A 21,735-nucleotide genomic window follows, 5' to 3' on the forward strand; every position below is an offset into this window, starting at 1 on the left:
TCGTCATGTAGCATAATATTGAGAACAAAAGAAAAAGGTGAAATACACATGGAACAATTACTACAAGCGATTCAAGAAGGCAATTTAGAGGAGATTAACCGACTTCTTGAATCTTTTTTAATGGATGCTGAACCCGCAGCACAATATGAAGTAGCTGAAGCCCTTATGCATTACGGATTTTTAAATGAAGCAGACCGCGTTTTTGAGCATCTGCAATTTTTATTTCCTGAGGAAGCGCAAATTTCAATCGATCGTGCAAGCGTATTGATTGAGCTTGGTGAAGAGGATAATGCCCTCGATTTACTAATGGGAATTGCCGATGATGCACCGGAATATCCTCAAGCGCTGTTAGTATTGGCGGACTATTATCAAATGCAGGGGTTATTTGAGGTGGCGGAACAGCGGATTAATGATGCGTTGCAAATTTTACCACATGAACCTTTGCTGCAATTTGCCAAAGCAGAATTATTATTTGAAACAGGTCGTTTTACAGAGGCTGTTCGAATTTATGAAGAGCTGTATGCCATTGATAAAAAGTTTGCTGGTATAATTTTAGCTCAGCGTCTTGCGGAAGTTTATCGCGCAGGTGCAGGTTATGAAACAGCCCTGGATTATTATATGGAAGCACTTGAAGAAGAGGTTACAGCAGACTTGCTGTTTGGCTCGGCCTATGCAGCTTTCCAGACGGAAAAATATGAACTAGCTATAAAACAGCTGGAAGATTTAAAAGAGTTGGACCCTGATTATTTCTCAGCCTATTTACTGCTGGCTGAAAGTTATGCAATGCTTGAGGATAATGAGCGTGCCTTAAAAGTTATTAAAGAAGGTCTTAAACGAGACGAATACGATAAATCTCTCTATTTATTTGCAGGGAAAATGGCGATAAAAAATGGCAAGCAACAGGAAGCGGTAGACTTTTTGAGTGAGGCCATTGCATTGGATCCGGAATATATGGAAGCAATTTTAATATTGATGTCGGTTTACAATACGGAACAACGCTATGAAGAAATTATTTCACTATATGAACAATTGCATCAAAATGAATTCGAATGGGTCGCATTATATCCATTTGTAGCCAATGCTTATAATGAAGAAGAACTGTTTGAAAAAGCATACGAAATTTACAAAGAGGCATATAATGAATTTAACGATGATGTTGAGTTTTTAGAGAAATACTTCCTGTTTTTAGTTGAGGACGGCAAGCGTGATGAAGCAAAGCAAATTGCCGAGCGCCTTGTCCAATTACAGCCTTCTGAACAGCAATGGACTGATTTGTTAGAACGCTTTGAGTAAAGGGAGGATTGCATGTTGACATATTCCGTACCACTGAATGACAAAAAGTTGTTTATCAGGTGGTTTTTGAAAAATTTCCAGTTAAAAAGACGTGAAGGTGTATGGATTTTAAATTACTTATTAAGTAATGACGACTTGTTGCAAAACGTTCATTTCGTTGATGAAGCACATTATTGCCCGCGTTCCATTGTAATGTCGACAATTGAGACAACGAGTATCCCATTCCGATTTTATAAAGAAAATATTATGACATCCGACGCTGAAAAAGCATTTCATGATTTACGTATCAATGCACATGAGGCGATTTACTTTCAGCTGAACTTCCCAAGTGTACCGCCTGACCCTCTGTATTTGGCGGTACTGGAGGAAAACCCTTACGTACCGGCTGATATCTTTATTAGTGAAAAGGACCGTCTGGCAGCCGAGCGTTTGCTGGAAAATAGTGTACTAGAGTTCCAGGAACAGCAGCTGTTAAAAGAAATAGATGAAGCGCTGGATAGTGGAGATAAAGAGCGTTTTTTCGAGTTGTCTAATTTATTGCAGGCATTGAAGCATACGAAGTAATTTTGGACTTTATTAAAAAAATTACTTCTTTCCTATTTTCAGAAGTTTAAAGGTACTAGGAGGAAAGAATATGAACTTTATTGTAAAAGATGTAGAACAGTTCCAGGCACAAAAACAATTTATAGATACGGCGATTGTCCCGCTAGTGCAATTGGATTTTTCAGATCAGGGGATAAAGCAGAGCAGTTCTGCTTCTGAATATTTAATGACGTTGACGAATTTCATAGAGCAGCAGTTTAAAGGTCGCCTTTTACTATTCCCTCCCTTTTCATATACAACGGGAACCAAGTCAGATAATATGCCAGCAACAATGGAAAAAGAATTGAAGGAAGCAGGTTTTAAAGCAGTGGTCTTTATTACCTGTGACCATTCATGGACTGAATTTAAAGAATATTTAAATATTATTTGGCTTCCGGCTATCCCGCTTGAGTCTATGGACCAGGGTGTAAAACAGAGAATTTTGGAAGACCAGTTAAAACAAGTCATCCCAACTTTTACGAAAATTTGGGTTTAACGAGCATATATGTGCGACATTTGTTTCATTAAATGTTCACAAACTACACTTTTGGAAATGAATGCTATATTGACCAACTTATTCAGTTGATATATCATAGATATGTCCTAGTTATTTACTATTTTTAAAAGTATATGTCCGTTGGACTGACCTTTTAGTAAGAGGGGGGAAAAGGATGAGTAGGAATCGAGTTACAAGACGTCAATTTTTAACTTATACAATTACTGGTGTAGGTGGATTTATGGCGGCAGGAATGTTAATGCCAATGGTACGTTTTGCTATTGACCCAATTCTTCAGTCAAAAGAAGATGGTGATTTTGTACAAACTAGCAAAAAAATTGCCGAAATTACAGAAGTTCCAGTAAAAGTGGACTTCTCGTATGAACAGACGGATGGTTGGTACAAATCAGAAGTAGCTGATGCTGCTTGGGTTTACAAAGAAGGTGACGAAATCATCGCAATCTCACCTGTATGTAAGCATTTAGGGTGTACTGTAAACTGGGAAGGTAATCCAGAACACGCAAATCAATTCTTCTGTGCATGTCATGCGGGACGTTATGAAAAAACAGGTGTAAACGTAAAAGGTACACCGCCTCTTGGACCACTGGATATGTATGAAGTGTCAGAAAATGATGGTTTCTTATTGCTTGGAAAAAAAATCGCTAACACACACAGTAACTAAATAAGTTAGGGGGTACGACACAGTGCTAAATAAAATTTATGATTGGGTCGATGAACGTTTAGATATTACTCCTATTTGGCGTGATATTGCCGACCATGAAGTGCCAGAGCACGTTAACCCTGCCCATCACTTTTCAGCATTCGTTTACTGTTTCGGGGGATTAACATTCTTTATTACAGTAATTCAAATTCTATCAGGTATGTTCTTAACGATGTACTACGTACCAGATGTAGAGAATGCTTGGAAATCAGTTTACTATTTACAAAACGAAGTAGCATTCGGTGAAATCGTTCGTGGTATGCACCATTGGGGGGCATCTTTAGTAATTGTTATGATGTTCTTACATACACTTCGTGTATTCTTCACAGGTTCATATAAAAAACCGCGTGAATTAAACTGGTTAGTTGGTGTAGGTATCTTTGCCATTATGTTAGGTTTAGGTTTCACAGGTTATTTATTACCATGGGATATGAAAGCGTTATTCGCGACTAAAGTAGGTATCGAGATTGCTGCATCTGTTCCGTTTTTAGGTGAAACGATAAAAATATTATTAGCTGGGGATTCCACAATTATCGGGGCGCAAACTTTAACTCGTTTCTTTGCTATTCATGTATTCTTCTTACCGGCAGCATTATTTGCTTTACTGGCAGTTCACTTTATCATGATCCGCCGCCAAGGTATTTCAGGACCTCTATGATCCGAAACTAATTGTACTATTTTTTAAGGAGGGGACACTATGCAACGCGGAAAAGGTATGAAGTTCGTAGGTGATTCACGTGTTAAAGCGAATAACCGTATGCCGAACGTGCCAAAAGATTATTCCGAGTATCCAGGGAAAACAGAAGCTTTCTGGCCTGACTTCTTATTAAAAGAATGGATGGTTGGTGCAGTTTTCTTAATCGGTTATTTATTATTAACTGTCGCACATCCTTCACCACTTGAAGGTCCGGCAGATCCAACAAATGCATCCTATATACCGTTACCGGACTGGTACTTCCTATCAATGTACCAGCTATTAAAATACTCTTATGCATCCGGTCCATATAATGTCATTGGCGCAATGGTAATTCCAGGTATTGCATTTGGTGCATTAGCATTAGTGCCATTTCTAGATAGAACACCTGAACGACGTCCATTTAAACGTCCTTTACCAACAGCGTTTATGTTATTGGCTGTAGCAGCACTAATTTATACAACGTGGGAATCTGTTCAGGCAACTGACTGGGAAGCAGTTGATGCACAAGGTGAAATTACGGATAAACATTTAGGTTTACTTCCGGATGTGGAAGTAGATGAAACTTCCGAAGGCTATGAAATTTTCCAGGCTCAGACTTCTTGTATTGGATGTCATGGTGGAGATTTGGCAGGGGTATCCGGCCCGATGCTTCTAGGCAATGAATTAACAGCCGAAGAAGTTCAGGAAGTAATTGTGAATGGTCGTGGCGGTATGCCGGCTGATACATTTACAGGTACAGAGGAAGAACTTCAAGTTTTAGCTGAATTTATCGCAGGATTAAAAGAAGCTGAATAATTTTTTACACTGGAGAGTCAGAATATTGACTCTCTTTTTAATTTTCTTTTATTTCTGGTTTTTAGCGAAAGCTTGCGTAACAATTAAGAACATATATAATTAAAGACGTACAATATTTGGTTTAGTTGCACACACTACATAATACGGAATAATGAACAATAAGGATGAAAAAGGTGAATAAATGAAAGCATATATGATGCAATTATGGTACGTATTAAACCATCGTGCCTTTTTAACATTGCTGCTTATTATTAACTTGCTTGGTACCGTTTACGGTTATTACTGGTATCGGGGGCAGTTGGCAGTAACAGAACCGATTTACTATATATTTGTACCGGATTCGCCCACTGCAAGCTTATTTTTCTGTTTTGCCATAATTGGGTGGCTGATCGGCAGAAACTTTAGATTAATGGAAGTGCTTGCCTTTATCACGTTAATAAAATATGGATTATGGGCAGTTGCGATGAATCTGCTGACATTTGCAGAGAATGGACAGTTGGGAGCGGACGGATGGATGCTCGTTGCTTCACATTTTTTGATGGCAGTACAGGCTGTTCTGTATTTACCGAATTACCGGTTTAAAATGTGGCACGTGATGGTTGCGGCTGTTTGGACACTGCATAACGATATAATCGACTATTTATTTGGCCAAATGCCATTTTACAGAGTCATTTACCAGTATCCAAGCGAGATCGGATACTTCACTTTCTGGCTTTCGATGGCATGTATAATCTTTGCTTTTCTTGAAAGCCGTAAGCGTGAATATTTGCAACAAGACTAGAAAGCCTTTAAAATTAAAGCATAGAAAGAGATAGAAAGGGAGTTCGATAATAGTGTTATATATTATTTATTTTATTATCATTTTGCTTTTACCGTTGTATGCGCAGATGAAGGTAAAGAGCACTTACAAAAAGTTTGCTAAAGTTCCAGCTGAAAAAGGAATGACAGGTGCTCAAGTAGCACGTTATATTTTAGATCAACATGGTTTAACGGATGTTCGTGTAGTACCGACTCAAGGTTTTTTGGCCGACCACTATAATCCTGCAACTAAAACGGTTGCCTTGTCTGAGGACAACTACTACAATTCTTCAATCGCCGGTACATCTGTAGCAGCGCACGAAGTAGGACATGCGATACAGCATGCGGAGGCTTATTCGTTCCTGACATTACGTTCGAAATTAGTGCCGGTAGCTAATATTTCATCAAATATGTCTTGGATTTTTGTATTGATCGGTATTTTAGCTTCATCTTCAGGTTTACTGTTGGTAGGTATTGCTTTATTATTAGCGGGTGTTGTGTTCCAAGTGATAACATTACCGGTAGAGTTCGATGCATCCAAACGTGCGATGAATGAAGTCGTATCTTTAGGTATTATCAACAATACAGAAGAACGCTCAGCACGCAAAGTTTTAAATGCAGCGGCAATGACATATGTGGCAGCAGCAGCTGTAGCAATAATGGAACTATTACGTTTAATCCTGATTTACACAGGCATGACTTCGGAAGATTAATATCTAATAGAAATTAAAAAAGGTCATTTTCCCCATTAGGGAAAATGACTTTTTTTGAATATTATTCAACCATTTACTAACTTATTAAGTTGTGTCCGCTTTGATTAAACGGGAGTTGATTGGAATGGAGGGCGGCAGACTCCTGCGGGAAAAGCGCGAGGGAGAGACTACAGGCTCGAGCCGCGCCCGCGGAAAGCGTCCGCCCGCAGTGGAAATCAACGGACAATATTTAAAAATGCAAATAAATATACTTCAAAAGACTAATTTATCGGCTGTTTTTTATCATCCAGTGTGAAACCTTCTCCAGTCACATCACGGACGTCCATGATGGAAACAAATGCGTGCGGGTCGACGCCGTGGACGATATTTTTTAGACGGACAAGTTCGTTTCGTCCGATGACACAGTACAGAACATCACGGTGTTCTTTCGTAAAGTGACCATGACCGTCAAAAACGGTTACGCCACGGTCCATGTTATTCGTAATTAAGTTTGCGATCTCATCGGATTTCATTGAAATAATAAATGCACCTTTAGCCGAATAGGCGCCTTCCTGCACCAAATCAATGACACGGCCGCCAACATATACGGCTACTAATGTATACATCATCGAACGGGCATCCAAAAACGTCATCCAGGAAAGGATAATGACAAAGAAATCAAAGCCGAACATCGTTTTACCCATACTCCAACCAAGATACTTATTTGCAAGTCGGGCCAGAATATCGACCCCGCCGGTTGTCCCGCCGAATCGGAACACAATCCCTAGGCCGATTCCGACAAAGACCCCTGCAAACAACGATACAAGGAATAGATCATCCTGCAAGTTCATATTGACTTCGTAAATTTGGAAGATTTTTAAGAATACCGATACGCTTAGTGTACCGATGATCGTATAGATAAATGCTTTTTTACCGAGTAAACGCCATCCTAGAATAAACATTGGAATATTTAATAACAAATTCATTAATGCTGGGTCCCAATTTAGTGTAAAATATAAAATAAGTGTAATACCACTAAATCCACCTTCACCCAGTTGGTTTTGCATATTGAAGTGGACAAAACCGAAACTGAATATTGCGGAACCGATAAGAATTCCGATGATATTCTGTATTTTTATTCCTTGCATAGTAAACCTCCTAAAATCGGTTGAGTAAGAATATATGTGCTGGAGCAGAAAAAAAGCTACATTGTTTATTATGTTTGATTTTGGCGCATTTGACAACAATATGGATGAACCAAACAATGCCGCATTATATTACTCGAATTTTATTTAACAAGGATAAAAGCAACTAACAGTAAAAAGGAGTTTTTTCAGTATGACAATCAGAGTAGCAATTGCCGGCGCACGAGGCAAAATGGGAACAGAAGCAGTGCATACTATCATGAATAATGATGGAATGGAGCTTGTATCGGCACTTGATTATAAAGAAGTCGGTACATCACTGGCATTGCTTGAAGAGTTTCCAAACCATTATAAAGTTCCGATCTATACAAATTTTGTCGAGCTGGTGCGTGAGACAAAACCGGACGTACTTTTAGATTTAACAAATCCGCTTTGTGTTTATGAACGAACAAAACAGGCATTATTACATAACATACGTCCAGTTGTAGGGACGACAGGTTTTACCGATGAACAACTTGAAGAACTGCAGCAAATGGCAACAGAAAGACAATTAGGCTGTATTATTGCGCCGAACTTCGCGATTGGTGCAATATTAATGATGAAGTTTGCCAAAGATGCCGCAAAATATTTCCCGGATGTGGAAATTATTGAAATGCACCATGATCAAAAGCTTGATGCGCCATCTGGTACGGGAATTAAAACAGCACAAATGATCAGTGAAGTCCGTAAGGCGAAAAAGCAAGGGCATCCGGAAGAAAAGGAAACTCATACTGGTGCAAGAGGCGCAGACTTTGACGGCATGCATATCCATTCAGTAAGACTTCCAGGTTTAGTTGCACATCAGCAAGTACTGTTTGGCAGCACAGGTGAATTATTAACGATCCGTCATGATTCATTAAATCGAGGAAGCTTTATGAGCGGTGTTACATTTAGTATTGAAGAAGTAATGAAAACCAATACATTAATCTACGGATTAGAGAACATCATTTAGAAATGGGTTGATAATTATGAAAATCGCATTAATAGCACATGACCGGAAAAAAGATAATTTAATTCAGTTTGCGATAGCATATCGTGATATTTTGAAAGAGCATGATCTTTATGCGACAGGCACTACCGGCACAATGATTGAAGCCGAAACGGGACTTCCGATTACAAAGTTTCGCTCGGGTCCGTTAGGTGGAGACCAGCAAATCGGTGCAATGATCGCTAATAATGATATGGATATGGTGTTTTTCTTCCGCGATCCATTGACCGCACAGCCGCACGAGCCGGATGTCATGGCATTGGTACGGTTGTGCGACTTGTATCACATACCGCTTGCGACAAATATGGGAACAGCGGAAATTTTATTAAAAGGGCTTCAGGAAGGTTTTGTTGACTGGCGCATTTTAGAGGAACGCAGAAAATAAATGCCGGTCAATTTTACTTTATAAATTTGTTTCATAATTTTTAAAGAAAGTTAAAATCGTATTGTTGAAAGGATGGGGAGCCGAATGAAAAAATTAAAAATTGGTATTACTTGTTACCCGACAGTGGGAGGTTCGGGAGTAATTGCAACAGAGTTAGGCAAAATGTTGGCAGAACGAGGACATGAAATTCACTTTATTACATCAAGTGTGCCATTTCGACTTAATAAAATTTATTCAAACGTTTTTTTCCACGAGGTGGAAGTGAATAATTATTCGGTATTTCAATACCCACCATACGATATTGCATTAGCAAGTAAAATGGCTGATGTTATTAAAGAAGAAAAACTGGATTTACTGCATGTTCATTATGCGATTCCTCATGCGGTTTGTGCAGTTTTGGCCCGTCATATGAGCGGCGAGAAGTTCGGTATTGTCACAACACTTCACGGAACGGATATTTCCGTTTTGGGCGAAGACTCCACATTGGCGCAGGCGATCAAGTATGGCATTGACTATTCCGATGCAGTAACGACTGTTTCGGAATCGTTAAAACAGCAGACATATGCTTTAATCGATACGAAAAAACCGATTGAAACTATTTATAATTTCGTTGATGAGGATGTATTTAAGCCTGTGGATCCCGGCAATTTAAAAGAGCAATTTGGTATTTTACCGCATGAAAAAGTAATTATCCATGTTTCGAATTTCCGTAAAATAAAAAATCTGCCGGACGTGGTTGATTCATTCCTGAAAATACGTGAGCGTATGCCGGCCAAATTATTATTAGTCGGGGATGGACCGGAAAAGCACCGTGTGACAGATATTGTAAAAGATTCACCTTATACGGATGATGTACTGTTTTTAGGGAAGCAGGAAAACATTACAGAACTTTTTGCAATCAGTGATATTAAGTTATTGCTTTCAGAAAAGGAATCGTTCGGGCTCGTATTATTGGAAGCGATGGCATGCGGTGTACCCGGCATCGGTACAGCAATCGGCGGGATTCCCGAAGTGATCAATCATGGCGTGAACGGCTATTTGGTTCCGCTAGGAGATACACAGGCTGTCGCGGATTATGCGGTCGAACTGCTGCAGGATGTTGAAAAACATCAGGCATTCAAAGAAGCCGCACTACAATCTGTACGCGAACAGTTCCATGAAACAAAAATGGTTGAACAATATGAACGTATATATGAAAGAGTGGTTGAAAAAAAGAATGATTCCGCAACAATGGCAAGCGGCAAAGGAAGTCATTAAAAAGATTGAACATGCCGGTTTCGAAGCTTTTATTGTAGGAGGTGCGGTGCGGGATTATTATTTGCAAAAAGAAAATAATGATGTCGATATCGCAACAAGTGCATTGCCTGAAGAAATTCAAACGATTTTTTCCCACACTATCGATGTCGGAATCGCTCACGGAACGGTCATTGTACTGGACTGTGGAGAACCAATCGAAGTAACAACCTACCGGACAGAGTCTACTTACAGTGACCATCGTCGTCCGGATACAGTCGAGTTCGTTCGAAATCTACAAGAGGATTTAAAACGCCGCGATTTTACAATGAATGCAATGGCTCTAAGTCAAACGGGAGAATACATCGATTATTACAATGGCCGCCAACATATCGACAGCAAAGTTATCTGTGCTGTAGGGGAGCCGGATCAGCGTTTTGAAGAAGATGCTCTCCGAATGCTGCGGGCTGTCCGATTTGCTGCACAGCTTCACTTCTCAATCGAGGAAAACACTTTCGGAGCAATCAGACAAAAAGCGGCATCGATTGAATATGTTGCAATCGAGCGAATTCAAGTAGAACTTTCAAAGATTCTGATCTCTGCTCATGCAGCATTCGGAATTGAATACTTGGAAAAAACGACATTGAGTAATTTTCTGTATGGCGACTTTACTTCTTCGGAGTGGACGCAATTTTATTCGGAAGACCGACAAGTTGGTTGGGCATATTTCTGCTTAGTAAACGGCAGCGATTTGACGCTCCTTACGAAGTATCGCTGTTCGAATAAAGATAAGCTATTCGTGAAAACGGTGTTGGATGCTTATGAAAGTCTTCTTGGGGGGATGAGTCAGGTTGATTTGATGCGCTTTGATCCAATTATTCTTAAAACGGCCTGCCAGTTTTCTATTTGGCGGAATCGTAAACTTGAAGTGAGCTATGAAGAATTGGTGGCACGAAAAAACACATTGCCGATACAGCATGTGCATGAGCTGGCGATTACAGGAAAAGATCTGTTGGAATGGTCCCCGAAAAAACGCGGCAGCTGGATTAAACAGACGCTTGATGCAGCAGTAGAAGCAGTCTTAAACGGGAAAGTACAAAATGATAAACAACGATTAAAGGAATGGTTTTATGCATTTCACGATGAAGGATGAAATTTTGAAGCGGTTTTTGACCGCGGATGGAGAACCGATTTCCGGTCAAGTGCTGGCGGATGAGCTCAATGTCTCCCGAACTGCAATATGGAAGCATATGCAAACATTGAAGCAGGAAGGCTATGAGTTTGAAACAGTAAAAAAACGCGGGTATAAACTGGTGTCTGTACCGGATAAAGTGGATATGGGTCAATTGCAGCAATTTTTGACGACGGAACGCTATGGCCGACAAGTCCATTATTATGAAACGGTGGAGTCGACACAGCTTGTTGCGCATGAACTAGTCCGGGCCGGTGCACCGGATGGCACGGTTGTCATCGCTGAGCATCAATCTGCAGGGCGGGGACGCATGATGCGTGAATGGGAATCGACAGAAGGGCAAGGGATTTGGATGACTGTCATCATACGCCCTGACGTTGCCCCCCACCAGGCCCCTCAATTTACTTTAGTTACTGCTGTGGCCATTATTGAAGCGATGAAGTCGAGTTTTAAAAATTTCACACCTGAAATAAAATGGCCGAATGATATTTTAATCAACGGCAAAAAAACAACGGGTATTTTAACTGAAATGGTAGCTGAGGCTGACCTCATCCAGGCATTGCTGATTGGAATTGGCATCAATGTCAATCAGAAGAAAAGCGATTTTCCTGAAGAGCTGCAATCGATTGCAACATCGATTGCGATTGAAGAAGGGGAGCCGATTGAACGTGTGCACTTTGTCGCCAATGTGCTTGAATCTTTGGAGAGATACAGTGACGAATACGTGAAAAACGGCTTCGGTCAGATCAAACAGCTATGGGAACAGTCTTCGGGGACGATCGGAAAACAGGTGAAAGCAACAACACTCCGTGAAGTGGTTGAAGGGGAAGCTGTCAGCATCACTGAGAACGGAGTCCTGGAAATTCGTCAAGCGAACGGAGAAATAAAATCCATATACTCAGCTGATATTGAAATTTTATAATAAAGGCCTCGAAAAAAAGTTTTTACATTAATTATTTAGTCTGTACGTTTTCTTCCAAACTTGTTATAGTAGCTCTAGGACAGTATCTTAATAGAACTGTACCTGCAACTGCTAGTCGATATTAAAAAAAATCTGCTTTGATCTTACAGGACAGAGACGGAAGAAAACGCGCATAAATGAATTCATTTAATACTTTCAGTTCGATTCTATTCGGCATAAAGTATGGAATGTGTTGAATTTACGTATGGTACTACCCTTCTGTCTAATTTTAGATAGAGGGGTATTTTTGTTTTCTTTCCACTTAAGGAGGAAGAATATGAAAACAACTGCACAGTTTTTAAAAATGAAGGCGCAAGGCGAAAAAATTGTCATGATTACCGCTTATGATTATCCGGCAGCGAAATATTCTGAAGCTGCAGGGGTCGATATGATACTTGTCGGGGATTCCCTCGGGATGGTCGTACTGGGTTATGAATCGACAATGCGTGTAACGGTGGAAGATATGATTCACCATAGCAAAGCGGTTCGCCGAGGTGCACCGGATACATTCATCGTCGTCGATATGCCATTCGGTTCTTATCATGGGGATGTGAACGAAACATTGAAAACGGCTGTGAAAATGATGCAGGAAACGAATGCAAATGCTGTAAAGGTAGAAGGAGCAGATGATATCGTACCTGTTATTAAGAAGTTAACCGATGCCGGTATCCCGGTAGTGGCACATTTAGGACTGCTGCCACAATCGGCAGGAGTACTTGGCGGTTATAAAGTGCAAGGGAAAACAGCCGAACAGGCGGAAAAGTTGATAAAAGATGCGCTGCTTGTTGAACAGGCAGGCGCATGTGCTGTCGTGCTGGAATGTATTCCACATCAGTTGACGGAAGTTGTCTCGCATAACTTGACGATTCCGACAATCGGCATTGGTGCAGGGGCAAATGCGGATGGGCAAGTACTAGTATTCCATGACTTACTGCAATACGGAAACCATCATATACCAAAATTTGTTGAAGCATTCGCACAAGTCGGCGCCGAGGTAGAAAAGGGGATTACGAATTATACAAACGCTGTTAAAGCAGGTACATTCCCGACATTACAACAAAGTTTCACAATGAAAGAGACAGAGCTGATCGAGCTTTACGGAGGCGTAAAATAATGAACGTATTAACAACGATAGCCGAGTTGCGGGAAGTAGTTCAAATGGCAAAATACAACCGCCAGTCAATCGGTCTTGTCCCGACAATGGGCTTTTTACATGAGGGGCACCTAACATTGGCTGCAAACGCTCGCAGGGAAAATGAACTTGTTATCATGAGTATATTCGTCAACCCAACACAATTTGGCCCGAATGAAGATTTTGAATCATACCCAAGAGATTTACCGCGTGATACAGAATTGGCAAAATCGGCAGGTGTAGATTATATATTTGCGCCGTCTGTAGAAGAAATGTATCCGCACAATGGAGGGATTTCCATTCGTGCAGGACGGCAGGCGCATATTTTATGCGGGGCTAGCCGACCTGGTCATTTCGACGGGGTTTTGCAAGTCGTAGCGAAGCTCTTTAATTTAGTGCAGCCGGACCGTGCTTATTTCGGGCAAAAGGATGCGCAGCAAGTGGCGATCATTCAAACAATGGTACGCGATTACAATTTCCCGGTGACAATACGAGTTGTGCCGGTTGTACGCGAAGAGGACGGATTGGCAAAATCAAGCCGCAATGTTTATTTAACTGCTGAAGAACGTTCACAGGCACCAGCGATTCAGCAAGGGCTCCAACTGGCGAAAAGAGAGCTGCTGGAATCCGGCAGTGTGGAATCGGCCATTGCACTCGCTAAAAAAATAATTCATGACAATACGGATGGCCATGTCGATTATTTGATGGTTTTATCCTATCCGGATTTACAGGAAGTCGATGATCAGACAGAGGAAATCGTAATTGCAGCTGCCGTTCATCTTGGTAAAACACGTTTAATCGATAATTTGATTTTTTCATTAAAAGGGGAAGCAGTCCATGTTTAGAATGATGATGAACAGTAAAATCCACCGTGCACAAGTGACACAGGCAGATTTGAATTATGTAGGTTCAATTACAATTGATGAAGATATTTTGGATGCGGTTGGCATGCTGCCGAACGAAAAAGTCCATATTGTCAATAATAATAACGGAGCACGCTTTGAGACGTATATTATCGCCGGGGAGCGCGGATCGGGCGTCATTTGTGTAAATGGAGCAGCGGCACGTCTTGTTCAAAAAGGCGATATTGTCATTATTATTTCATACGTGTATGTGGATAATAAAGAAGTTGCCGAACATACTCCGACTGTTGCGATCATGGGGGAAAGCAATACAATTAAAGAAATAATCGCTTACGAACCGGAAGCGACAATCATGTAAATTTAATATAAAAAGCTGTCATGAAGGATTATTCCTATATGACAGCTTTTTTATATTACATTTTTCGTTTATAAAGGATAATATTGTAATTTTTATATCATCTCCTTGTAATCTTTTTGAAATATAAAATGTGTAGACTTGGATTTAGCTTTTACAAAAAAGACAAAAGATACAGGGGGAAATAATTAATATGTTTCAAAACAAACTATTATTTAGCTTTGCCTTCTTTTTGGTCACTGCCTTATTCTTCGCAAGCGCGGCAACTGCAGCTACGCATACTGTGAAGAAAGGTGAAGAATTGGATGAAATTGCAGATCGTTATGACACATCGGTATATACATTGCTTGAATTAAATGAAGTTAACGACATAGAAGAAGTTACGGAAGGCTTCGTACTGAAATTACCGGCTCATATTAAAAACAAGAAAGTGCCGGTTGAAAAGAAAGAGAAAAAGGAAACAATTGATGACTATGAAGTTGTCAAAACACTCACTGTTGAAGCAAGCGCTTTTACTGCGTACTGTAAAGGATGTTCCGGAAAGACGGCTACCGGAGTTAATCTAAAGAAAAATCCGGATATAAAACTGATTGCGGTTGACCCAAAGGTGATTCCGCTTGGAACGAAAGTATGGGTAGAAGGGTATGGAATTGCGGTTGCCGGTGATACAGGCGGTTCGATCAGAGGGAACCGGATTGACGTTTTCATGAAGACGAAAAAAACCGCGCTTAATTGGGGACGTAAAAATGTAGAAATTAAAGTATTAAAATAATAGATAGACGGACGGCGAATGCAATTGGCATATCGCCGTTTTTTATTGAATGAATATTGGGAATTAAAAGAATATTGACGCCGGATTTGTTGCATTCCCCAATCTGTAATGCTAATGTGAAAAATGAGGTGGTCTATATGGATAAATTTGATTTAGCCGTTATTGGTGCAGGACCTGGAGGGTACGTGGCGGCCATTCATGCAGCAAAAAGCGGGTTGAGAGTAGCGCTTGTCGAAAAAGATAAAGTTGGAGGTGCCTGCTATAATGTCGGCTGTATTCCTTCAAAAATTATGCTTGAGCATAGTAAACTTGTACAGGAAATTCGGCGCGGGACTGATTGGGGTGTGACGGTCCCGACGATCAATATTGATTTTCCGAAGTTGATGCAGCGAAAAGATCAAGTGGTTGATGAATTGTTATCAAATATTGAAACATTTATCGAAAACGCACAGATTACAATGTTCCGCGGAAAGGCGACAGTAACCGCAGAACGAAAAGTGATCATAGGGAAAGAAGCATTTACAGCAGATCATGTCATTTTGGCAACAGGCAGCCGTCCGTTTGTTCCACCGTTTAAAGGACTTGAAAACGCATCATATCATACAACGGATACGTTTTTTTCGATCCAGGAGCTGCCGAAACAGTTGACGATCATCGGAGGCGGGGTCATTGCAATAGAAATGGCATTTGCTTTAGCGCCAATGGGAACAAAAGTAACCGTATTAAACCATAGCAAAGATATTCTGCAAACAGAAGAACCGGATGCAAGACCAATTATTAAAGAGAAAATGAATCAGCTGGGAATCGAACTTGTGACAGACTTTACGTTCGAAGAAATCCATGCTGACCATGTACAGACATCAATCGGGAATTTCCCGTTTGAAAATTTACTGTTTGCGACAGGGCGCCGTCCGAACACCGAAATAGCGGAAGTGCTGGAAATGCAGATGGATGGCCGTTTGATCAAAGTAGATAACCATTATGAAACAAGTATTCCCGGTATATTTGCGATTGGCGATTTAGTAGGCGGTTTCCAGCTTGCCCACTCTGCAAGTGCAGAAGGTGTACATGCAGTCGACTATATTTTAGGAAAGCATCCGAAAGTGATCAATCAGCAGGAAATTCCGCGATGTGTATATACACATCCTGAAATTGCGACATTCGGCATGCTGGAGCACGAAGCACCTGCAGACAGCATTGTAACGAAGATGTATTTACCTACGAATCCTAAAGCACTGCTTGAAGGAAATACACAGGGCTTTATGAAGTTTGTAGCGAGTCCTGAAGGCGATATTTACGGGGCATGTGTCGTTGGAGACGGCGCGACGGAAATGATCAACTCCATGCTCGCGGCAAAAGTATTGGGAGGATCAGTAAAAGACTTGGCAAGGCTCATTTTCCCGCATCCGACAGTCAGCGAACATGTTGGTGATGCGGCACGTTCTGTTTTCGGAAAAGCGATTCATGCAAAATAACTTGTTGCTACGGTGCAGTTGAGATGCTCCGTAGCTTTTTTCAATCCAATTTCTTTTTTATTGGGAGGAATTCTACTATACTTGTTGTATACAATTCCAACATGAGGTGACATATGAAAAATCAGTCAATGGAGCTTGTAGAAAAAGAAGTGGAAAACACATTATATCAATGTATTGATTTTAATATAGAAGAAAACTATATTGCGATGGGACAAGCGTTTGCTAAAGTGCTCGCATTACTGCAGGAACATGGGCTTATCAGTCCGGCCTTGAAAGTAATCACCGAGCCTGAACAATGTCTGACGGAAACGCGTATATTGCTCGAAAGTCTGCAGGAAGCGCAAAGAAGGCATGCGTCACGGAGAAAACTGCTGACACATCGCCATATTTTAAATGTATGGCTTAGAAAGAACCAGTATTTCCAGCGGGAAGTATTGCCGGGCTTTTTCTAGCATTAAAAGAAAAATATTCAGATAATATTAGAATATCATTGCATTTTTATTTTTTTAGACTTAAAATAAAAATAGTCCAATACGTAGCAGGCATGGTGGAGTCAGTCAAACTGGCGGAACCATGCCTTTTTGTATAGTAAAAGGGGGATATTATGTTTATTTTTCAAATTGTTATCGTTTTATTGGCAACAAAAATAGCAGGGCATTTAACGGTACGGTTAGGTCAACCTTCAGTACTCGGAAAAATCCTGATCGGTATCATTATCGGTCCTGCAATGCTTGGCTGGATTACTGACAACGATATTATGCAAACATTCAGTCAAATAGGGGTAATTTTATTAATGTTTTTAGCCGGTTTGGAAACAGATCTGGAAGACTTGAATGCCAATATGAAAGGGGCCGTTTTTGTTGCAATCGGCGGTGTTGTTTTACCGATAGCGTTAAGTTATCCATTGGCATTGGCATTTGGTTTAACACAAGGGCAGGCTATTTTTGTCGGACTGACATTAGCCGCGACATCAGTAAGTATTTCGGTTCAGACATTAAGCGAAATTGGCTGGCTGAAAAGTAAGGAAGGCTCTACATTGTTAGGGGCTGCAGTATTGGATGACATTATGGTTGTTGTATTACTTGCAATAGCTATGAGTTTCCTAGTTGGGGACAATGTATCGATTCCGGTGTTAATTGGCGGTAAAGTATTATTCTTTATTCTATTATTTGTAGTAATGAAATGGGTTATTCCACCGTTCTTGCGCCTCTTCAGTCGCCTGAAAGTTACGGAAGCAGTATTAAGCGGTGCGCTTATTGCATGTTTTGCGTTAGCATACATAGGTGAACATTACTTTGGTATCGCTACAATTATCGGTGCATTCTTTATTGGTATTGCAATCGGACGCACTCCGTTTAAAGAGACAGTCGAGCATAAAGTTGAACCGATTGCGAACGGGATTTTCGTGCCGTTTTTCTTCGTTAGTATCGGATTGTCCGTTACTTTTGCGGGAATTACAGAAAATATCTGGTTCTTAGTTATCTTCTCGATTGTGGCAATTTTATCGAAGCTTATCGGTTCTGGTCTTGGTGCAAAATTGGCAGGCTTCAGCTGGAAATCTTCAACAGGTATCGGTGCAGGGATGGTTTCTCGTGGTGAAGTTGCACTGATTCTTGCGGCAATGGGATTATCTAGCGGATTGCTGCCGGCGGAAGATTATACACCAATGGTAATCGTTATAATTATTACAACGTTGGTTACACCACCAATGTTAAAAGGAATTTTCGGGAATCGTTCTAATTTAATCGATTAAACCAGTTGAATGATTGCTTAAATTGGTGTATTCTATGATTTAGGTGCCAAAACCTCGGTGAAGATTTAGTTTTCACAACAAAAGCCTCCACCAACAGCACGGATTTGCTGGGAAGCTTTTGAATTGTGCAGGGAGATGAGCCCCTGCACACCTATACATAGTATATTAACCTAGTGTTGTCCTTGAGGCGGCACTAGGTTTTTTTTGTCGCCAAATAGAGTAAAGGTGCGATGCGATTTATTAGAACAATTGGAAGTATATTAGAAAACTTGCGATGGATATTCGAAAAACCGAAATGGATATTAGAACAAATTGGACTTATATTGGAACAATGAGCGGGTATATTAGAAAATCGGGATTTTATTAGAACGAATAAGATTTTATTAGATGAAATAAAAATATATTAGAACTTTAAAAACGTACATATATCGGCTATGATGCTGTATTTGTAAACACAGCATCCCAAGGCCACGTTTATTCCTACTATCCAATTACATGACCTCATCACCTTCAGTATGATAAAATGCCGTTATATTACTTGAACTGTGAGTTGAAGAAAAATGAAGGAAAGTCAAAAATATGCGATTGTCGACATTGAAACAACAGGCCATTCTCCTGCTGGCGGCGACCGTATGATTCAAATCGCCATTGTCATAATGCAAGGCTGGGAAATCGTAAAAAAATATTCTACATTTATTAATCCGGGAAAACCGATTCCGTTATTTATACAGGATTTAACTAATATTACAGACGAAGATGTAAAAGATGCGCTGCCATTTGAAGCGTATGCAGATTATATTTATGAGCTGCTGGAAGGGGCTGTATTCGTAGCCCATAATACTGATTTTGACTTGAATTTTTTGCAGGCGGAGTTTAATCGTGCCGGTGTTTCAAAATGGCACGGAAAGAAAATTGACACGGTTGAACTGACAAAAATTTTGTTCCCGATGTCGTTAAGCTACAAATTAGCGGATTTAGCGAATGATTTTCATATTGAGCTGCAAAGTGCACACCGTGCGGATGATGATGCACTCGCGACAGCGTATTTGCTGAAACATTGCTGGGAAGAGCTGTTAACATTGCCGCTCGTTACTTTGGAACAATTGCATAAACGTTCTTTCCGTTTAAGAACAGACTTGTCCCAGCTGTTTTTTGATGCGCTTGTCATAAAACGCAGTAAAGCATTAACGGATGAAGGGCATGTCTTTTACCGTAAAATCGCTATTCGTAAAATGGCACCGACACCAAAAAGTGATGGCAATCCATTTGTTTACCCGCAAACGACAGAAGAAAAAATGGCCTTATTATTAAAAGGGATTCCCGATTTTGAAGAGCGCCCGCAGCAGTTTCGAATGATGGACAGCATATGGCATGCATTCAACGCAAAAGCGGAACATGTCATTGAAGCATCAACGGGAATCGGAAAAACGATGGGTTATTTAGTGCCATCGATTTATTATGCTAAGAAAACAAATCAGAAAATCGGAATCAGTACGTATACATCCCATTTGCTGGATCAGCTTATGCAAAATGACATTCCGATATTGGAACAGGCGCTTGGCCAGCCGATTAAAATGGCTTTGTTAAAAGGGATGAATCATTATATCGATATCGAAAAATTCGAGAAAGAGCTTAAGACGCAGGACGTTTCCTATGATCAGACATTTACAGTACTGCAAACACTTATCTGGCTTGCGAAAACAGAGACGGGTGATTTAAGTGAACTGAATGTGTCGGGCGGCGGGCAGCTGCTCATTGATAAAATCCGTAAGACGGCATTGCCGAAAACGACAATGCCGCTTTATGATTTTTATTCACGTGCAATTCAAAATAGTCGCCAGGCAGACCTTATTGTGACAAACCATGCAATGCTGCTCAGCGATCTCGTACGCAATGAACAGATTTTCAATTCATTAGGCGGCTGGGTAATCGATGAGGCACATCAGTTTATTCAGGCTGCAATCAATCAGCACGAAAAAATATTCACTTATATGAATTGGAAATATTTATTTGGACAAATTGGTATACAGGAAGATGAACAGCTGTTTTATAAGATCCGTCGAGTTGCGATTAAGAAACAGCTGCTGAATTATCAAACACTGGATCAGCTGGAAAAGCGCTATATTCAAATGGTCAATGCATTTGATACGGCAATGGCGGCATTGCTTCGAGGGGTGAAGGATGCGCATCATCAGCCTAAACAACAGAAAATCGAAGTCTTTGTTTCTGAATTACCATTGGGACGTGAAGTTTTAATGAAAGTTTCGCTAACTGTGCAGCAATGGGTGGATGAGGCGACCGAGCTTATCCGGAAGTTCACTTCAAGTGTGGAAGAGCTGGCACCGGAGCATGAATATTTGATTGAGCAATGGCAGTATATCGTCAATGAGTTTACGATTAAACTGGCAGAGTGGGATGATGTATTTCTAAGTCAGGATCCTGATTATTCATGCTGGCTGGAATTGGACCAGCGCAGTGTACCGGGCAGTATCCAGCTCTATAAAAAGCCGATTGAAGTGACTTCGTCGATCCGGAAGCTTTTTGACCCGATCCGTGAAAAAAGCGGCATTGTCTGGACTTCCGGAACATTAACAGTACCAAGCAATGAGCGTTTTATTACGAATCAGCTTGGCATCAATCCATCGATCCCGATTGAAAAGCTGCATGCGGACCCGAGTTATTATGATGGGGCGGAACTGTATATTGTCAATGACATGCCGGACATTCAGGCCGTTTCACAATCCGAGTATATCGAAGAGGTCGCACATGCTGTTACAAATACGGTGCGCATGACGAATGGTAGATGTTTTGTTTTATTCACATCGCAGGACATGCTGCGTAAAACAGTCAATCTTATACAGGAAAGTGAATTGTTAAGCGACTATATGATTTTTGCACAAGGCGTGACATCGGGAAGCCGTATGCGATTATTAAAGTCTTTCCAAAAGTTCAATCATTCCGTATTATTCGGAACGAACAGTTTCTGGGAAGGGGTCGATGTACCGGGAGACGGCCTGTCTGCGGTCATTGTTGTGCGGCTGCCGTTTTCTTCACCGGAAGAGCCTGCGTTTAAAGCGCGGGCCAATTATATAACGCAGCAAGGGCGAAATTCCTTTACAGAACTCGCCCTGCCGGACGCCATTATCCGATTCAAGCAAGGATTCGGCCGATTGATCCGTTCGAGCCATGATAAAGGGGTATTTATCGTTTTGGATCGACGGATTGAAACGAAATCATACGGACAGCAGTTTATCGAGTCATTACCGCCGATTTCTATACAAAAACTGCCTCTACACAGTATGGTGCAAAGCTTAGGAAATTGGTATAATGAAAAACGATGAGGAAGGAAAGCAGGTTGACAAAAATGA

At 40.8% G+C, this 21,735-nt stretch carries 22 protein-coding genes; 21 read left to right on the forward strand and 1 reads right to left on the reverse strand.

Annotation, left to right across the window (positions count from 1 at the left end; genetic code table 11):
* Positions 1-48: 48 nt before the first annotated feature.
* From MKX73_RS13465 to MKX73_RS13500, 8 genes are all read left to right on the forward strand, one after another.
* Positions 49-1,293, forward strand: a complete 1,245-nt coding sequence (locus tag MKX73_RS13465; protein WP_340717880.1) for a tetratricopeptide repeat protein — start codon at positions 49-51, stop codon at positions 1,291-1,293.
* 15 nt (positions 1,294-1,308) lie between these two features.
* The gene (locus MKX73_RS13470; protein ID WP_340718902.1) at positions 1,309-1,857 is read left to right on the forward strand and encodes a ReoY family proteolytic degradation factor; all 549 of its coding nucleotides are present in this window, start codon (positions 1,309-1,311) and stop codon (positions 1,855-1,857) included.
* 70 nt (positions 1,858-1,927) lie between these two features.
* Positions 1,928-2,371, forward strand: coding sequence for a YpiF family protein (locus MKX73_RS13475; RefSeq protein ID WP_340717881.1), 444 nt, complete (start codon positions 1,928-1,930; stop codon positions 2,369-2,371).
* 175 nt (positions 2,372-2,546) lie between these two features.
* Positions 2,547-3,053 (forward strand): QcrA and Rieske domain-containing protein, encoded by a 507-nt coding sequence (locus MKX73_RS13480; protein WP_079525879.1) that lies wholly within the window; start codon positions 2,547-2,549, stop codon positions 3,051-3,053.
* Positions 3,054-3,075: 22 nt separating this feature from the next.
* The gene (qcrB, locus tag MKX73_RS13485) at positions 3,076-3,750 is read left to right on the forward strand and encodes a menaquinol-cytochrome c reductase cytochrome b subunit (RefSeq protein ID WP_008404891.1); all 675 of its coding nucleotides are present in this window, start codon (positions 3,076-3,078) and stop codon (positions 3,748-3,750) included.
* Between the two features lie 39 nt (positions 3,751-3,789).
* Positions 3,790-4,584, forward strand: coding sequence for a menaquinol-cytochrome c reductase cytochrome b/c subunit (locus MKX73_RS13490; RefSeq protein WP_340717882.1), 795 nt, complete (start codon positions 3,790-3,792; stop codon positions 4,582-4,584).
* 181 nt (positions 4,585-4,765) lie between these two features.
* A complete protein-coding gene (locus MKX73_RS13495) occupies positions 4,766-5,365 on the forward strand; it encodes a DUF1405 domain-containing protein (RefSeq protein ID WP_340717883.1) in 600 nt (199 codons plus the stop codon).
* Between the two features lie 49 nt (positions 5,366-5,414).
* A complete protein-coding gene (locus tag MKX73_RS13500; RefSeq protein ID WP_340718903.1) occupies positions 5,415-6,095 on the forward strand; it encodes a zinc metallopeptidase in 681 nt (226 codons plus the stop codon).
* A 260-nt stretch (positions 6,096-6,355) separates the two neighbouring features.
* Here MKX73_RS13500 and MKX73_RS13505 read toward each other — a convergent pair whose 3' ends face one another.
* Entirely contained in the window at positions 6,356-7,222 is an 867-nt protein-coding gene (locus MKX73_RS13505; RefSeq protein ID WP_340717884.1) for a YitT family protein, read from the reverse strand.
* Between the two features lie 190 nt (positions 7,223-7,412).
* Here MKX73_RS13505 and dapB point away from each other — a divergent pair, with 190 nt between their 5' ends.
* The 13 genes from dapB (at position 7,413) to dinG (ending at position 21,708) form a co-directional block, all read left to right on the forward strand.
* Complete coding sequence (gene dapB / locus MKX73_RS13510) at positions 7,413-8,210, forward strand: 4-hydroxy-tetrahydrodipicolinate reductase (protein ID WP_340717885.1); 798 nt, start codon at positions 7,413-7,415, stop codon at positions 8,208-8,210.
* Positions 8,211-8,226: 16 nt separating this feature from the next.
* Entirely contained in the window at positions 8,227-8,631 is a 405-nt protein-coding gene (gene mgsA, locus MKX73_RS13515) for a methylglyoxal synthase (RefSeq protein WP_079525887.1), read from the forward strand.
* 84 nt (positions 8,632-8,715) lie between these two features.
* Positions 8,716-9,888 (forward strand): N-acetyl-alpha-D-glucosaminyl L-malate synthase BshA, encoded by a 1,173-nt coding sequence (gene bshA / locus MKX73_RS13520; RefSeq protein WP_340717886.1) that lies wholly within the window; start codon positions 8,716-8,718, stop codon positions 9,886-9,888.
* A complete protein-coding gene (locus MKX73_RS13525) occupies positions 9,812-11,017 on the forward strand; it encodes a CCA tRNA nucleotidyltransferase (RefSeq protein ID WP_340717887.1) in 1,206 nt (401 codons plus the stop codon). The genes bshA and MKX73_RS13525 overlap by 77 nt, the downstream gene beginning before the upstream one ends.
* On the forward strand, positions 10,995-11,978 hold the full coding sequence (locus MKX73_RS13530) for a biotin--[acetyl-CoA-carboxylase] ligase (RefSeq protein ID WP_340717888.1): 984 nt from the start codon (positions 10,995-10,997) through the stop codon (positions 11,976-11,978). The genes MKX73_RS13525 and MKX73_RS13530 overlap by 23 nt, the downstream gene beginning before the upstream one ends.
* A gap of 316 nt (positions 11,979-12,294) precedes the next feature.
* A complete protein-coding gene (panB, locus tag MKX73_RS13535; protein WP_340717889.1) occupies positions 12,295-13,131 on the forward strand; it encodes a 3-methyl-2-oxobutanoate hydroxymethyltransferase in 837 nt (278 codons plus the stop codon).
* Positions 13,131-13,994 (forward strand): pantoate--beta-alanine ligase, encoded by an 864-nt coding sequence (gene panC / locus MKX73_RS13540; protein WP_340717890.1) that lies wholly within the window; start codon positions 13,131-13,133, stop codon positions 13,992-13,994. Before panB ends, panC begins: the two co-directional genes overlap by 1 nt.
* Positions 13,987-14,370, forward strand: a complete 384-nt coding sequence (gene panD / locus MKX73_RS13545) for an aspartate 1-decarboxylase (RefSeq protein WP_339175897.1) — start codon at positions 13,987-13,989, stop codon at positions 14,368-14,370. The genes panC and panD overlap by 8 nt, the downstream gene beginning before the upstream one ends.
* 190 nt (positions 14,371-14,560) lie before the next feature.
* Entirely contained in the window at positions 14,561-15,139 is a 579-nt protein-coding gene (locus MKX73_RS13550; protein ID WP_340717891.1) for a 3D domain-containing protein, read from the forward strand.
* 137 nt (positions 15,140-15,276) lie between these two features.
* On the forward strand, positions 15,277-16,614 hold the full coding sequence (gene lpdA, locus MKX73_RS13555) for a dihydrolipoyl dehydrogenase (protein ID WP_340717892.1): 1,338 nt from the start codon (positions 15,277-15,279) through the stop codon (positions 16,612-16,614).
* A 113-nt stretch (positions 16,615-16,727) separates the two neighbouring features.
* The gene (locus MKX73_RS13560; RefSeq protein ID WP_340717893.1) at positions 16,728-17,066 is read left to right on the forward strand and encodes a transketolase; all 339 of its coding nucleotides are present in this window, start codon (positions 16,728-16,730) and stop codon (positions 17,064-17,066) included.
* Positions 17,067-17,218: 152 nt separating this feature from the next.
* A complete protein-coding gene (locus MKX73_RS13565; protein WP_340717894.1) occupies positions 17,219-18,367 on the forward strand; it encodes a cation:proton antiporter in 1,149 nt (382 codons plus the stop codon).
* A gap of 560 nt (positions 18,368-18,927) precedes the next feature.
* Positions 18,928-21,708: an ATP-dependent DNA helicase DinG gene (gene dinG, locus MKX73_RS13570; protein ID WP_340717895.1), complete on the forward strand. Its 2,781-nt coding sequence runs from the start codon at positions 18,928-18,930 to the stop codon at positions 21,706-21,708.
* The last annotated feature ends 27 nt before the right edge of the window (positions 21,709-21,735 follow it).

The sequence above is a fragment of the Solibacillus sp. FSL W7-1436 genome, assembly GCF_038007305.1.
Classification (GTDB): domain Bacteria; phylum Bacillota; class Bacilli; order Bacillales_A; family Planococcaceae; genus Solibacillus.